This is a genomic window from Fodinibius salipaludis, from assembly GCF_002287075.1.
GTDB classification, from domain to species: Bacteria; Bacteroidota; Rhodothermia; order Balneolales; family Balneolaceae; genus Fodinibius; species Fodinibius salipaludis.
In genome coordinates this window covers 224,677-240,379 of record NZ_NSKE01000004.1, presented here as the reverse complement: position 1 = coordinate 240,379, position 15,703 = coordinate 224,677, and the positions used below count along the sequence as shown (strand labels likewise).

At 43.8% G+C, this 15,703-nt stretch carries 14 protein-coding genes; 12 read left to right on the top strand and 2 right to left on the bottom strand.

Annotated features, from left to right (window positions below):
- Window positions 1–421: 421 nt before the first annotated feature.
- Window positions 422–1,318, bottom strand: a complete 897-nt coding sequence (locus CK503_RS06995; protein WP_095606077.1) for a dimethylarginine dimethylaminohydrolase family protein — start codon at window positions 1,316–1,318, stop codon at window positions 422–424.
- 177 nt (window positions 1,319–1,495) lie between these two features.
- Between CK503_RS06995 and CK503_RS06990 the strand changes: the two genes are divergently transcribed.
- Window positions 1,496–2,416: a DUF58 domain-containing protein gene (locus CK503_RS06990; RefSeq protein WP_095606189.1), complete on the top strand. Its 921-nt coding sequence runs from the start codon at window positions 1,496–1,498 to the stop codon at window positions 2,414–2,416.
- A 105-nt stretch (window positions 2,417–2,521) separates the two neighbouring features.
- Window positions 2,522–2,968: a fasciclin domain-containing protein gene (locus tag CK503_RS06985; RefSeq protein ID WP_095606076.1), complete on the top strand. Its 447-nt coding sequence runs from the start codon at window positions 2,522–2,524 to the stop codon at window positions 2,966–2,968.
- Between the two features lie 55 nt (window positions 2,969–3,023).
- Here the strand turns inward: CK503_RS06985 and CK503_RS06980 are convergent, their stop codons facing one another.
- Window positions 3,024–3,815, bottom strand: coding sequence for an SDR family oxidoreductase (locus CK503_RS06980; protein ID WP_095606075.1), 792 nt, complete (start codon window positions 3,813–3,815; stop codon window positions 3,024–3,026).
- A 204-nt stretch (window positions 3,816–4,019) separates the two neighbouring features.
- Between CK503_RS06980 and CK503_RS06975 the strand changes: the two genes are divergently transcribed.
- The 10 genes from CK503_RS06975 (at window position 4,020) to hemL (ending at window position 15,699) form a co-directional block, all read left to right on the top strand.
- Complete coding sequence (locus tag CK503_RS06975) at window positions 4,020–4,721, top strand: response regulator transcription factor (protein WP_095606074.1); 702 nt, start codon at window positions 4,020–4,022, stop codon at window positions 4,719–4,721.
- 84 nt (window positions 4,722–4,805) lie between these two features.
- A complete protein-coding gene (locus tag CK503_RS06970) occupies window positions 4,806–6,203 on the top strand; it encodes a sensor histidine kinase (RefSeq protein WP_095606073.1) in 1,398 nt (465 codons plus the stop codon).
- Window positions 6,204–6,541: 338 nt separating this feature from the next.
- Window positions 6,542–7,660: a ferrochelatase gene (gene hemH, locus CK503_RS06965; RefSeq protein WP_095606072.1), complete on the top strand. Its 1,119-nt coding sequence runs from the start codon at window positions 6,542–6,544 to the stop codon at window positions 7,658–7,660.
- Window positions 7,661–7,664: 4 nt separating this feature from the next.
- The gene (gene hemA, locus CK503_RS06960) at window positions 7,665–8,927 is read left to right on the top strand and encodes a glutamyl-tRNA reductase (protein ID WP_095606071.1); all 1,263 of its coding nucleotides are present in this window, start codon (window positions 7,665–7,667) and stop codon (window positions 8,925–8,927) included.
- Window positions 8,920–9,840 carry a hydroxymethylbilane synthase gene (gene hemC, locus CK503_RS06955; RefSeq protein WP_095606070.1) on the top strand — a complete coding sequence of 307 codons (921 nt, stop codon included), beginning with the start codon at window positions 8,920–8,922 and terminating at the stop codon, window positions 9,838–9,840. The genes hemA and hemC overlap by 8 nt, the downstream gene beginning before the upstream one ends.
- A gap of 116 nt (window positions 9,841–9,956) precedes the next feature.
- Window positions 9,957–10,700 carry a uroporphyrinogen-III synthase gene (locus CK503_RS06950; protein ID WP_095606069.1) on the top strand — a complete coding sequence of 248 codons (744 nt, stop codon included), beginning with the start codon at window positions 9,957–9,959 and terminating at the stop codon, window positions 10,698–10,700.
- Between the two features lie 49 nt (window positions 10,701–10,749).
- Window positions 10,750–11,799: a uroporphyrinogen decarboxylase gene (gene hemE / locus CK503_RS06945; protein WP_095606068.1), complete on the top strand. Its 1,050-nt coding sequence runs from the start codon at window positions 10,750–10,752 to the stop codon at window positions 11,797–11,799.
- Between the two features lie 73 nt (window positions 11,800–11,872).
- A complete protein-coding gene (hemF, locus tag CK503_RS06940) occupies window positions 11,873–13,225 on the top strand; it encodes an oxygen-dependent coproporphyrinogen oxidase (protein WP_095606067.1) in 1,353 nt (450 codons plus the stop codon).
- 6 nt (window positions 13,226–13,231) lie between these two features.
- Window positions 13,232–14,266 (top strand): porphobilinogen synthase, encoded by a 1,035-nt coding sequence (gene hemB / locus CK503_RS06935; RefSeq protein WP_255233352.1) that lies wholly within the window; start codon window positions 13,232–13,234, stop codon window positions 14,264–14,266.
- A 134-nt stretch (window positions 14,267–14,400) separates the two neighbouring features.
- Window positions 14,401–15,699 (top strand): glutamate-1-semialdehyde 2,1-aminomutase, encoded by a 1,299-nt coding sequence (gene hemL, locus CK503_RS06930; protein ID WP_095606066.1) that lies wholly within the window; start codon window positions 14,401–14,403, stop codon window positions 15,697–15,699.
- The last annotated feature ends 4 nt before the right edge of the window (window positions 15,700–15,703 follow it).

The following is a 15,703-nucleotide window of genomic DNA, read 5'->3' as shown; positions in this document are numbered from 1 at the left end:
CGTATTGAGTAACGAGTGGTGAGTAATTGAATTACCTGTAATTTCCTTAATCCGTTAAAAAATTTAAAAAGTACCGAGGTAGAGCTACGGAACGTAAGAGGTAACAGTAGATACAAATTATGGTATATTCAATAAAAAGCTTCGTGTCACCCTGAATTTATTTTAGGGTCTGGAAGTAAAAGCTGTTAGTTCTGGAATTTTTTATTCGAAGTATAGATGCTGAAACAAGTACTACTTCGCTAAGGCTTCGAAGCACAAGTTCAGCATGACACGGAGATTAGATTACATCATTAAGAGATAAAAAAGGCACCGCCGCAGAGCAACGGTGCCAGAATGTGAAGAAGAAATATTCCGCACCGGAGGTACGGAACAAGTGACTGAAGGTTATCTCAATACTCACTATTCATCACTCAATACTTCCCTACCACAGCAACATTTTCATGCAGAAGACACTGCCACCGCTTTTGAGGAATTCATAGGTGCTTACCTCGTGGACCGAAAACCCATTATCACGCAGGTTCTTATTAACGTCGGTGCAGCCCTGTTGGATGATCACATTGCGTCCGTCGGGACAAGAGGCATTGCACGCAAAAAGTTCCTCGGCCTCGTATTTAGAAGCTTGGATAACGGTATCAAACATTTTGTTAATCATTTCGAGTCCCTCATTGGTAAAGGCCTCGGGATATATAAGAGCTGTATCTTCATCTAACACACAAAAACAGGTATCGAGGTGGTAGAACGATTCATCGACAAGCTCAAGGGCTAAAATAGGTACATCAAAAGTGTCGGAAATAGTTTCGTAGGCCTCCAATGACGATCGGTACCCATATCCGCCCCACAGCAGGCGTTTGCCCGTATGCCATATGGCGTCGCCGCATCCTTCGAAGTCGCTGATGTTATCTTCATCTAAGAAATGGATTTTATAACCATTTTGGCGGTACCACTGCTCAATATAGGGAACTTCATCTTTGCGCTCATCGGCATGCATGATACTCATAAAAACATGTTCATTACCGTCTTCGTCGATATAGGGTAAGCTCTGATTGGCACAAAAAACCATATCGGGCAGTCCTTCCTGATCTTCGATAACGTGGATGTTCATACCGACCTGGTCGAACAGCGATCGTACGAGTTCCCACTCATTGTTAGCTTCAATTTTATCCACTTTACCCACTTGATCCGCCATGTGGGGATTGATAACATAATCTACAGAAAAGTGCAGCGGCCGTACCATCAGTACCTCGGTGGGTAAGGGCATGGATGGACGTTCATCAACGGTGAAATCGATTTGATCTGCGGAGGTAATTACTTGCGCCATAAATATTAAGCTTAGTTACAGTATTTCAGAAAGGTTCTCCCATAATTTGGACTCCTAAGATAACCATTTGTACAAAAGAATAAACTTTAAACCCGCTTTTATCTCAGGATGTTATTAAGTACGGGTTTAGAGAAAGATTCATTAGTTTAAAGCTTCAACTAAAAAGAAACAATGAATATGCTGCTGGATCACGAATTACTTTCGCAATTGGCTCCGCTGGAATTGCGCGCCAGAAAAATTGTAGAGGGGTTTATCTCTGGGCTGCACAAGAGCCCGCATCACGGATTTAGCGTGGAGTTTGCCGAGCACCGACCGTATAATCCTGGCGATGAAATCAAGCATATCGACTGGAAAGTGTATGCCAAAACCGAGCGGCTTTATGTAAAAAAGTACGAGGAGGAGACAAATCTTCGCTGCTATGTATTGCTTGATACCAGCAGTTCGATGTTTTATAAATATTTCAGTCCATGGAGCAAGCTGCGCTATGCTATCCATTTTGGGTCTTCGCTGATGTATTTGATGAATCGGCAGCGTGATGCTTGCGGACTGATTACATTTGATGAAGGTATTAATAATTTTATTCCTGCGAAGTCGTCACATTCACATCTCCGAATGTTGTTTACGGAGTTCGAGAAGTTACTGGAGCAGGAAAAGAATGCAGATGAAAATAAACGCCAAACCGCTACAGCACAGGCGATGCACGAAGTGGCCGAGCGGCTAAACCATCGAAGCCTTGTAGTTGTGCTTACCGACCTGTTTGAAAATGTAGAGCAGCACGACCAGCTTATCTCAGCCTTAAAGCATCTGCGCCACTCCAAACATGAGGTGTTACTTTTTAACGTCTTGGAGGAAAAAAGCGAACGTGAGCTTGATTTTCCGGATCGCCGACTGGTAATGCAGGATATGGAAACGGGATCACAAATGGAGGTGGTGCCGTCGCAGATTCGCGAGGATTATCAGAAAAAAGTTGAGGAGCTGACTCACCGATTTAAAATGGCGTGTAGTGAGTTCCAGATTGACTTCGAACAATTGGATACGCAAAGCGAGTTTGATATGGCACTGCTGGCCTACCTAAATAAGCGTAAACGGTTGGGGTAGAATAGTTTAGTATTATTATAGAATATCAACAAAGTCTAAATGTTTATAAGATCTCAAAATAGGAGTGGATAGCTCTTTAATAATTTCAACTAAATTATTTTACATATGAGATCTAATATAAAAAGATTCGTTTCAGCTTCGCTTGCACTAATGTTGGTATTTGCAGTTAGTGCTAACTTTGCTGTTTCACAAAATACTGGTCAACAAGGTCAGGTGGATGGCGAAACCGTTGTTGATAAGATGAACAGCAACGAAAAGTTATCAGATTTCACTGTACTTGTTGAGGCGTCTGGTTTTGGCCAGGTACTGACCCAGCAAGGAACCTACACTGTACTTGCTCCAACAAATAAAGCTCTTGAAAATGGAGGAGTAGATGTGGATGCAGCTAAGGAAAACAGAGATCAGGCTCAGAAAGTTGTGCAAAGCCATCTGTATCAGGGAAAAATTTCTTCCGATAAGGTGGAATCCTCAATGGGAGTCAAAATTCAAGATAAAGATGAATCTGCTGCTAATGGAACGGTCTATATTGTTGATCAAGTCGTAAAACGATAGAATTGCTTATAAACCATTATCATTTAAAAAGGTCCTTCGGTGAGAAGGGCCTTTTTTATGTAACATCAGTATTACGCAGCATTTTATTGAACAGACGAGGGAAAAAGCGTTTTAGGTAAACGCCCCATATTTCTTTCCCTCCTATATAAATTTCTTCCTTCTCTTTTAATATTTTTGGGATGAGTTTATCAGCAAATTCATCCGCCGGCATACCGTTTTTTTGTCCTTTGCCCATTTTATTGTGTTTGCTGCCGTCGGCTTCCAAAGCATTTTTGGTGACGTTTGTTTTGATGAATCCCGGACAGACTATCGATATCTTGATATCATCATCGTAAACCTCCTGACGCAGGGAATCAAAATAACCATGTAAGGCATGCTTAGAGGCGGCATAGCTCGATCGCAAACGGGTGCCAAACTTACCCATTACACTGCTGGTAATTACAATATGACCCGATTGATGTTCTGTCATTGAGGGGAGTACTGCCTTCGTTAATGCTACAGATCCAAAGAAATTGATTTCCATTACTCTGCGAATTACTTCCAGCTTTGTATTGATAGCTTCTGATCGCTGACTTATGCCACCGTTATTAAATAGGTAGTCGATATGTCCGAATATATCGAGAGCCTCTTTTGCTTTGACTGGGAGTTGATCTGTTTTGGAAAGGTCAAGTGTAATGATGTGAACGTCAGAGGGGTTTTGGCAATTTTCTTTGACCTTCGTTAGTGCTTCTTTGCGTCGTGATGATAGAATAAGTTTTGCACCCCGGTTGCTGAGTTCGTAGGCAAGGGCTTCGCCGATACCTGAGGAAGCACCGGTAATCCAGACAATTTTATCTTGAAATGACATCGGAAGAGAACTAATTATAAATCAATAAAACCAAGCGCAGTTTAATATCGCTCAAAATGCAGAAACGAGTTAAGTTTGGCAAGTAGGCATACCGTTCTTCAAAGGTCTGTTCAGAAACTCTGCAAAGTTTGCTATTTTATTACAATCAACGATTTGTTAGTAAAAGCTGTTTTCAACTCATTATTGTAAGTAAAAATAATTATTGTGAGACCAAAGCATAGCATATTATTAGTTGAAGATGAAGAGGAACCGGCAGAGATGCTGGCTAATTTCCTGGAGATGAATGATTACGACGTGCTTGTAGCCCATGAAGGGAATCGAGCGCTGGAGCTTATTGAGCAACATGCCGGAGAAATTCATTTGGCCATTCTTGATATTATGGTTCCCAATGTTGATGGTAAGGAGATTTGTAAGCACATTCGTAGCCATCCCGTGTTAAACGATATTCCCGTAATATTTTTAACAGCCAAAGATGAAGAAGAGGATGAGATCGAGGGGTTGGAGCTTGGGGCAGATGATTACATCCCCAAACCGGCCAGCCTGCCGTTGGTAAAGGCACATGTGGAGTCGCTGCTTCGCCGCCAAAATCCCCAGAAAGCCAACTGGCTGCAATACGGCGATACTTATCTGGATACCGATGCTAAAGAACTGTATGTGGATGATGAGAAAATTGATCTAACCTCAACAGAGTACACGCTGATCAAGCTCTTTTATCAAAATCCCAAACGCGTGTATACCCGGCAAGAGATTTTAGAACATATCACCGAAGATGACCGATACGTATTTGATCGCACGGTAGATGTTCATGTAAAAAATCTACGCCTAAAGATGGGAGATGCCGGTGAAGTTATTAAAACTTACCGCGGTATTGGGTATGGGCTTAACCGAGAAGTTGTAAAGGTATAACAGAAAATAGATTCTAAAGCTGAAACAGATCATAATGAATATAGAATCAGTGATTATCAGCTCAATTAGCGTTATTTGAGTTATATGAAGATTCGATCAAAGCTTGCTTGGACATTTATTCTGCTGCTTATTTTTGGGATCACTTCTATCAGCAGCTATTCCATTGTTTTTATCAGGGATTATCTGCTTGAAGAAGGACGTGCAGAAATGGAGCGCGATACCCGGTGGTTGGCTGTAACGGCGGCAAACTTGTCAGATGATGAAAACTTTGATGATCGGTTGTTAGAGACTGCGCGTACCTCGGGATATCAGCTGGCAGTTTACGATTCTACCGGAAAATTAATTAACCATTATCAGAGCAGCGATACGACCATCGCATCGATACAAAAGTTAGATGCAGGCATCATAGAAAGTTTGAAGGCACGTGAAAACCTGCCACTGCTTCCCCGCGATTCTGACTCAGAAGTTCTGAAAAGCTATATTATGCTTCCTGATTCTACGGCCGGCACTTTATTTTTACAGGCTTCGCAGTTTAAGGATCAGATCTATGAACCCATCAAAACTATCCGTTGGATTATTTATTATGGCATGTTTATTTCAATCGGATTAGTGGTAGTCGTAAGTATATGGATTGCCCGCTATGTGACTAAGCCCATTACTCAGATTAAGGATGCTGCACAGGATATCGCCGACGGAGATGTGGATCGGGAGATCGATATTAGTCGTAGTGATGAGTTCGGCACGCTTGCTACATCACTTAATCAAATGGCCTCTAAACTGCGGGCTGACACCGAACAGATTAAACAATTCGCCGAGAAACAGCGTCAGTTTTTTGCAGATATCACTCACGAAATTCGCAATCCGCTACACACAATTTCCGGCGCGCTTGATATGTTGGAGCTGGATGAGTTATCAGAAGAGAAGAAGGATAAATATATTACTACGGCAAAGAAACAGACCGAACGGATTTCACATCTCTTTAAAGATTTAAAGATCCTTCAACGATACGATTCCGATGAATACTTTGTTGAACTGCAGGAGTTTGATCTCTCTGATATTACCGAACATATGCAGGCATGGTACGAGGAAAAAGCGGCAAAAAAGAATGTAAAACTAAATGTTGATCAGCATAGCTGCAGGGTCGTTGGCGATCCCGGTAAAATTGAACAAGTGCTTGATAATTTGGTATCAAATGCTATCAAATATACGAACGAGGGAACCGTTAACCTATCGTATCAAGATTCTGAAAACAAAGTTACGATCATGGTGGAAGACCGTGGGATCGGTATTTCTGAGGAGCATCTGAATCGGTTGTTTGATCGCTTTTACCGGACAGATAAGGCACGATCACGCGATAAGGGAGGTACGGGATTAGGATTGGCTGTGGTTAAGAGTATTCTCAATGCTCATGGTTCAAAAATTGAGGTAGAAAGCGAAGTAGGTGAAGGTACTCGTTTTTGGTTTGAGTTGCGAAAGGCTTAGCCTGAAATTTTTTAAATAGATTTCTTGTAAAAGTTAAATACTTAAAGAAATATGGGGGGCAGATGTCTCCTACTGGATTTTTGCTACGAAGTAAAGCCTACATAGTCTTGCTACTTTGGCATAGTTAACCCTGAATGCAGGAGTGGTGATTTTGCCATCTTTTTGCATCTATTTCAGATGATCTCGATTAGACTCATTCTAAATAGAATTCGCCAGCATTTCTTCAAATTTCCTTCACAAAGAATGACTTTCTTCACCTTGATAACAGAGGACTGTAATCAGATGAATGTCGAAATATAAAATAAGCCCCTACAGGCTGGAAATAAGGAATTTGTTTTATGGCAGATAAAGAGAAACGAATTGGTGTAGTATTGATGAATCTCGGCGGCCCCACTGCCGACTATGCCGTTCGACCATTTTTGTATAACCTGTTCAAGGATGAGGATATTATCAAAATGGGCGGCGGTAAAATCCAGGATCTGTTTGCAAGAATTATTTCAAAATTCCGTGCGCCAAGCGTGCAGGAAGATTATGAAGAGATCAACGGCTGCCCCAAGGGCTGTATGGGTAACAAGCATTGCATCAATCGGAAAAAGAGTATCACCTCAACCTGTTGTTCGCCCATTAACAGTCTGACGGAAAAGCAACGGCGCGGTCTTGAGAAGCATCTTGGAAAGGTAATGCCCGATCATACTGTGAAAGTATATACCTGCATGCGGTATTGGCTGCCGTTTGCCGAGACGACAATGGATGATATGGTTGAAGATGACATCACTCATGCGGTGATGGTGCCGCTCTATCCACAGTTCTCGTGGACGACTACCGGGAGTAGTTATCGTGATTGGGAGACCAAGCGCGATGAGAAATTTGGTCATGATACCCCGTGGAAAGAATTTCACGTTAAAAATTATCACCTCGATGAAAAATATCTCTCGGCTATGAATGATCGCATTGATGAAGCACTGGCCGAGATGGATGAAGAAACGCGCAATAAAACGCATTTCATCTTTAGTGCACACGGTACACCCAAGCTCGAGGTACGAAGCGGTGACCCTTATACCACAGAAATCAACCAAACGATGGAAGCTATTATGGAAATGCGCGGCTACGATCATGATTATTGGTTGGGGTATCAGTCAAAAGTGGGCCCGCAAAAGTGGACACAGCCTAACACCGCAGAGCTGGTTGAGCGTCATATTGAGTATGGAATAAAGAATTTCCTCATGATTCCCATTGCTTTTGTAACCGACCATGTGGAAACGTTATTCGAGCTGGGCGTTGAACTGGTTGAGGATTTGGAAGAGGATGGGTATGAATTTGAAAACCTGAAAGTGATGGAAGGTATTAACGACCATCCAAGATATATTGAAGCATTAGCCGATCAGGTGTTAGACAAATTGGATCACGAAGTCGATGTTGCGCAAGAAGAAAAAGAATCTAAAAAAGTTTCTGCTTAAATAGATGTCAGAGCAACCTCAAATAACTGATTTTTGTGCTGTTGGTGTCAACCACTGGGAGGCAACCATTGATGTGCGGGAGCGGTTTAGCCTGAAAAAAGCTCAGAAGAAAGAGCTTATTGAAGGTGCCAAACGTGAAGGAATTAATAGCCTGTTTGTTGTTTCGACATGTAATCGAACAGAGATTTTTGCACAGGATGTTACTCCCCAAGAGCTGATTCGCCTTCTGGTAACATACTCCAATGCATCACTGGATGAATTCCACAATTATGGATTTGAAAAAGAAGGTCAGCAGGCCGTTGAGCATCTTTTTCAAGTTACTGTGGGACTTGACTCTCAAATATTGGGTGACCTGCAAGTTGTAAAGCAAGTGAAAGAAGGGTATGAGCTGGCCAGCGATATGGATGCCGTGGACGGTGAGCTTCACCGGTTGATGCAGCACGTTTTTCGGGCACACAAACGGTCACGAAATGAAACGTCACTCGGCGAAGGGGCAGCCACAACGGCCTATGCTGCGGTAAAATTTGCGGTAAAGACCTTCGATAATTTGAAAGACAAAAATATTCTGCTGGTAGGAACCGGTAAGATCGGCAAGGTAACGTGCAAGAATTTGATTAATCTCGGTGCCAGGAAGCTCACGCTTATCAACCGAACACGGGAACGGGCCGAGTTTGTGGCGGATAAATATGACTTACAGGTAGCCGGTATGGAACGGTTGTCGGAAGAGATAGACGAAGCCGATTTAGTTATTGTGGCAACGGGAGCCAAAGAGCCGGTTATTACACTGGATGATATGAAGCCTTCACTGCTCGATCCGAAGTTTAAGGTAATGGTGGATCTGTCGGTTCCTCGTAATATTGATCCCCAGATAGGTGAAATGGAATTTGTGGATCTGGCAAATATGGATTTTCTGACGGATGTAACTGATGAGGCCTATCGCAAGCGCGAAGAAAATATCCCGTTGGTCAAGAAGATTATTGATGATGAGCTAACCGATTATAAAAACTGGCTTAGCAAGCAGAAAGTGGTGCCTACGATTAAGGCACTGACGAACAAATTTGATAATATCCGCGAAGATGAGTTTGAGTTTTTTAGAAATAAAATTTCAGAGACCGACAAAGAAAAAGTAGAAAACCTAACTCGTCGCATCGTAAATAAAATTGCCGCCTATTCTATTGAGCATCTGCGTGATCATCACGAATCTGAGCAGGTGACCAAGGTGGTTAATGATATGTTTAAACTCGAAACGAAGCCCGGAGATGAGTAAGAAAACAATTCGTATTGGCACCCGTGATAGTCAGTTAGCTACGTGGCAGGCCAAACAGGTTGCTAAGAAGTTAGAAAAGCTCGGCCATGAAACCGAGCTTATTTTTGTTAAGTCGGAGGGGGACCTTGACCTGACAACACCGCTAACTGAGATGGGCGGTAAGGGCGTATTTACAAAGGCGCTCGATAATGCCCAGCTTAATGATGAAATTGATATCGCAGTTCATTCATTCAAGGATCTGCCTACCGAAAATCCGCTTCCACTCAAAGTGGCGGCTATTATGGAGCGTGCCGATGCGCGCGATTCGCTGGTTGCGCCCGATGGAACCGGTTTTTTGGATGATCCTGATTATAAAGCGACTATTGCCACAAGCAGCAACCGGCGGCGTGCACAGTGGTTGCATCGTTATCCGCATCACGAGATTGTAAATATCCGGGGAAATGTAAATACGCGCCTCGAAAAAGTAGAGAAGAACAACTGGGACGGGGCTATTTTTGCCGCAGCCGGGTTGGAACGTATCGATCTCGGTCATCATATAAGTGAATACTTGGACTGGATGGTTTCGGCAGCAGCGCAGGGAGCAATGGCAGTGATGATTCGCGAAGATGACAGTGAGATGGAGGAGATCGTTTCGCAGCTGAATCACGATGAAACGGCGCTTTGCACGACGATTGAACGCGATTTTTTGCATGATATGGAAGCCGGTTGCAGTGCACCTGTTGGTGCTTATGCTTTTATTGAGGATGAAGAAGTGCATTTTAAAGCTGTGGCACTTATGCTTGACGGACGCGAGCAATACGATTACGAAGAGCGTGTCTCGGTAGGTGAGGCCGGTGATCTTGGGCATTCTGCCGCACAAGCCCTCTTGGCCGAAGGGGCAATTAAGGTAATTGAAGAGATGAAATCGGAGTAGTTTCAATGTCATCCTGAACTTGCCGTGTCCCGACTATTCGGGGTTTCAGGAACTGCAGTTCATCAAAAAACATAGATGCTGGAATAAATTTATCATGACGTAATAATTGGTTATCAATGAGACAAGACAAACGAAATATTTTAGTAACGCGACCTTTATCTGCACAGCAGTTTGAATATGCTCGTATTCTTGGACTGGAGCCTATTATTGAACCGGCGCTGCAGTTCAACTTTCCCGATTACTGGGATAGTGTGCTTAAAGTGATTAATGAGCATCTTAAATCGGATTGGGTTTTTACCAGTGCCAATGGTGTAAAAGCACTGGAAGAATTGATGGATGCCGGTTTACGCGTTCGACCTGAAGTGCAGCTATTTGCAGTGGGAGCGAAAACGCGTGATGCCTTGCAGGATTTAGGACTTGATGCTAAGATTCCAATAAAACAGGATGGAAAGCACTTGGCCGAGCTAATTATTGAAGAAGGAAAGATTAATTCGGTCATCTATTTCCATGGAAATTTGAGTCGGGATGAGATGAGTGATCGATTGCAAGATGATGGTATTGAAGTGATTGAGCTTGAAGTGTATGAAACGATTATTAATCCGGTGGAAATGCCAAATAAACCGGTGAGCGGCATCCTATTTTACAGTCCAAGTGCGGTGGAAGGTTTTGCTCGCGGTACCGGATTTGACCAAGAATTACCACCGCTTTTTGCCATCGGTCCTACAACAGCCGGTGCACTTAAAGAACGTACAGATCAGCATGTAGAAATTGCCAAGCAGCCCGATACCGAAGTACTTTTGCGTACCACTGCCGATTATATTTTTAATAAGGTTGAACAGTCCCCTTCAGAGAGGGATTAAGGGGAATGACCTCAAAGGATTCAACACTTTTTAAATTACTAAATATTTTATGAGTAACAATTTTCCGGAACTAAAAAATGATTTACTGCTACGAGCACTACGCGGCGAAGAAATTGAACGTCCGCCCGTATGGATGATGCGTCAGGCCGGCCGTTATTTGCCGCAGTATATGAAGCTACGCAAGAAATACACTTTTTTTGAACGTGTAGAAACGCCTGAGCTGGCCTGTGAAATTACCATTCAGCCTATTGATGAACTCGAACCGGACGCCGCTATTATCTTTTCGGATATCCTAACGATTCCGCAAGCACTTGGTATTGATGTGGATCTGGTTAAAGGCAAAGGTCCGGTGATGGAAAACCCCATTAGCAGTGTGGATGATGCCTTTTCGATTTTGGCTGAGGATATTCCCGGGAAGCTCAATCATGTTATGGAGGCAATAACACTAACGCGTAAGGAGCTCAACGGACGCGTGCCGCTGATCGGTTTTGCCGGGGCACCATGGACGCTCTTCTGCTATATGGTACAGGGCGAAGGCTCCAAGAATTTTGCCAAGGCCAAAGCCTTTATGTATCAGCATCCTGATGCGGCCAAGCATGTAATGAAAGAGCTAACCAAGGCAACGATTGATTACCTGAAAGCGCAGATAAAGGCCGGTGCGCAGGTAGTACAGCTTTTTGATTCTTGGTCAGGTTTGTTAAGCCCCGAAGATTTTAACGAGTGGGCGATGCCGTACCTTATGGAGATTTGTGATGCCATCGACGAGGTGCCGGTGATTCTGTTTGCCAAAGGTAGCTGGTATGCGCTCGAGCGACTCAGTTTTAAGAGCAATGCGCAGGCACTGGGACTTGATTGGACAATCACTCCTGAATATGGACGGGATGCTACGCGCGGAGATGTCGTTTTGCAGGGCAACTTTGATCCCTCAAAACTGATGATGCCGCAAGATGAAATCCGCCGCCAGACCAAGCGAATGATCGACCGATTCGGGACACAGAAATATATTGCGAATCTGGGCCATGGAATTTTGCCGAACATTCCCGTAGATAATGCCCGTGTTTTCGTTGATACTGTAAAGGAGTACACAGCTACAGATTAACGCGGCTCGAAGTAAATTTAAGTCCCCCTTTGAAGGGGGATTAAGGGGGATGACCTAAGGTAACTATCAAAATATGTCAACTGAATACGATAATTACGGTTATAACAAAGATTTGAAAGAGCTTGCTCGTAAGCTCCGAAAAGACTCAACGAAAGCTGAAATAAGGCTTTGGTCTGAAGTGTTGCGAGCGGGTAAAATGAAAGGATATACTTTCCTTCGTCAGCGGCCGGTATTGAATTATATCGCTGATTTTATGTGTAAAGAGCTACAGCTGATCATTGAAGTTGATGGGTATTCACATGAGGATGAACGCCAGTGGTATGAGGACTTAGATAGACAAAAAGAGCTTGAAGAGAAAGGCTTTACCATATTGCGATTTACGGATGATGAAGTCATGAATGATCTTAAAAATGTAGAACGATCTATTAAAGGATGGGTAGAAGATCATCCCCCTTCGAAGGGGGACTTTGACGAGACCTCGATCAAAAATCGATTTGAAGCCTACATTCGTAAGTTACAGGATGAGATTTGTGATACTCTGGAAGCAATTGACGGAAGGGCACGATTTCGCCATGACGATTGGGAACGCGATGGCGGAGGTGGCGGTCATACTCGGGTGATCGAAAAAGGCGACGTTTTTGAAAAGGGGGGAGTGAATATATCCAGCGTGCACGGAGAACTTCCCGAGCTGATACGTAAGCGATTTGAAGTAGAAGAGGGGTGGTTCTGGGCCGGTGGACTTTCGCTCGTTATCCATCCCAAGAGTCCAATGGTTCCGACCGTACATGCTAACTACCGCTATTTTGAGCTCTACGATGATGCTGAGATGAACGAAGTGCGTGATCAGTGGTTTGGCGGCGGCGCGGATTTAACGCCCTATTATTTGTGGGATGAAGATGCGGTGCATTTTCACCAAGTGTTGAAAGCTGCTTGTGATAATCATGGCAAAGATTTATATCCCAAGTTTAAAAAGGAGTGTGACGAATACTTCTATAATGATCACCGGTCGGAGGGGCGCGGAATTGGGGGGCTGTTTTTTGATTACTTGCGTTCTAATGAAGAACGGACTGCTGAGGACTGGTACAACTTTACAACAGATGTGGGGGATGCTTTTTTGGATAGCTATGTGCCGATAATCAAACGGCGAGAAGACGAAAAATACTCCGATCAACAGCGATACTTTCAGGAGATTCGTCGCGGACGTTATGTCGAGTTTAATTTGATTCATGATCGCGGTACATTATTCGGCTTAAAAACAAACGGGCGGACGGAGTCGATATTGATGAGTCTACCGCCACGCGTGCGGTGGGATTATGATTTTGAAATCAAAGAAGACAGCCGAGAGGCATATCTTTTAGATCGACTTGAAAATCCTATTGATTGGATTGAATACGGTGAAGAAGAAGGAATTTTAAATCGAAACTAAATTTGCATGGGCGTATTGCGATACGCCCCAACAGTTTTAATTGATATGACACACGGACAATTTCCATACATACGCGGACGACGATTGCGAACTTCGGAAGCTATGCGCGATATGGTGGCCGAACATAATCTTAAACCGGCTGATTTTATCGCTCCTGTTTTTGTGATGGATGGAGAAAATAAAAAGGTCGAAATTCCATCCATGCCGGACTATTATCGCTATACGTTGGATCTATTGATGGATGAAATCCGGGAGCTGAAAGAAGTTGGGATTCGTTCGGTATTGGTATTTGCGAAGGTACCTGATGAGCTCAAAGATAATAAAGGTACAGAAGCGCTTAATCCCGATGGATTGATGCAGCGGGCAGTTCGAGCTATTAAAGAAGAATTCCCCGAAATGCTGGTGATGACTGACATCGCAATGGATCCCTATTCGAGCTATGGTCACGACGGCATCGTAGAGGACGGTGAGATATTGAATGATGAATCCGTGGAAATACTCTCTGAGATGGCCGTGAGTCATGCCAAAGCCGGTGTTGATATGGTGGCTCCGTCGGATATGATGGACGGTCGTATCGGTGCCATGCGTGAAGCGTTGGATAAAGAAGGTTACGAGCACACCGGCATCATGGCGTACAGCGCAAAATACGCCTCCAGTTACTACGGGCCCTTTCGGGATGCGCTGGATTCGGCGCCTGGATTCGGTGATAAGAAAACGTACCAGATGGATCCCGCCAATGTTCAGGAAGCAATCAAAGAAGCGAAGCTTGACGAACAGGAAGGGGCCGATATCGTGATGGTAAAGCCGGGGTTGCCTTATATGGATGTCATCAGAGCCGTTAAAGAAAATGTCTCGGTGCCCGTCTCGGTCTATAATGTTTCCGGAGAATACGCTATGTTAAAGGCTGCTGCTGAGAAAGGGTGGTTGAACGAAGAAGAAGCGATGATGGAAGCATTGGTCGGCTTTAAGCGAGCCGGTGCAGATCTGATTGCTACGTATTTCGCCAAGGCAGCATCAAAAATATTGAAGAATCAAATGTAAACAATGTTTCATGTCATGCTGAATTTATTTCAGCATCTATGTTTTTTTTGATGAACTGCAGATTCTGAAACCCCGAATAGTCGGGACACGACAAGTTCAGGATGACATCTTAGTTAAATTTTGTTGACAGAATTATGTTAGAAAAGAGTAAAAAATTATTTGAACGAGCACAGCAATTCATCCCAGGTGGTGTAAATTCTCCCGCCCGGGCGTTTAAATCAGTAGGCGGTACGCCCGTTTTCTTGGAAAAAGCCAAGGGATCTATTCTTACTGATGTAGACGGTAAAGAATATATTGATTATGTGGGGTCGTGGGGACCGATGATTTTAGGTCACGCCTATGAGCCGGTGATCGAAGCTGTCAAAGAGACCGCGGCTAAGTCTACCTCTTTTGGGGCACCGACTGAAATCGAAGTTAAGATGGCCGAGCTTGTCAAACAGATGGTACCGGGAGTGGATAAAATTCGAATGGTGAATTCCGGAACAGAAGCGTGCATGAGTGCTATTCGTGTGGCTCGCGGGTATACCGGACGGGATAAGGTTATCAAATTTGAAGGTAATTATCATGGTCATGGTGATTCTTTTCTGATTAACGCCGGTAGTGGTGCCCTGACGTTAGGTCAACCGAGTAGCCCCGGCGTAACAGAGGGAACAGCTAAGGATACGTTGACCGCTAATTTCAATGATTTGAATTCTGTCAAGAAGCTGCTCAATGAATATGAGGGAGAAGTCGCCGCAATTATTCTGGAACCTGTTGCCGGGAATATGGGATGTATTCCCCCGAAAAAAGGATTTTTGTCCGGACTTCGAGAGTTGTGTGATGCCCACGATGTAGTTCTCATTTTTGACGAAGTGATGACCGGTTTTCGCGTAGCAATGGGCGGAGCGCAAGAGCGTTACGGTGTTACGGCAGATCTTGTAACCTATGGAAAAATCATTGGGGCTGGATTGCCGGTAGGGGCCTTTGGCGGTAAACAGGAAATTATGGATGTTGTTTCTCCGGTGGGTAATGTTTATCAGGCTGGAACCCTTTCGGGCAATCCCTTGGCGATGGCAGCGGGCTATGCGCTACTTTCAGAGTTATATGAAAATCCACTGCATTACGATGAATTGGAAGAAAAGACTGTTAAGCTGGCCAGGGGACTGAAAGATGTCTTGGAAGAACACGGAGTGCCTTTTGTGCTTAACCAAGTGGGTTCAATGTTGAGTGTTTTCTTCACAGAGGAAGAAGAAGTTATTGATTTCAAAACAGCCAATACAACCGATCAGGCATTTTTTAAGGCCTATTTCCATCAGATGCTGGAAAATGGAATCTACCTGCCTCCATCCCCGTTCGAGGCTCTTTTCTTAGCTAATTCTCTTACAGAAGATCACCTTAGAAAAACTATTGAAGCTGCTGATGAGTCAATAAAAGTAGCCCTGGATAACGTATAACATG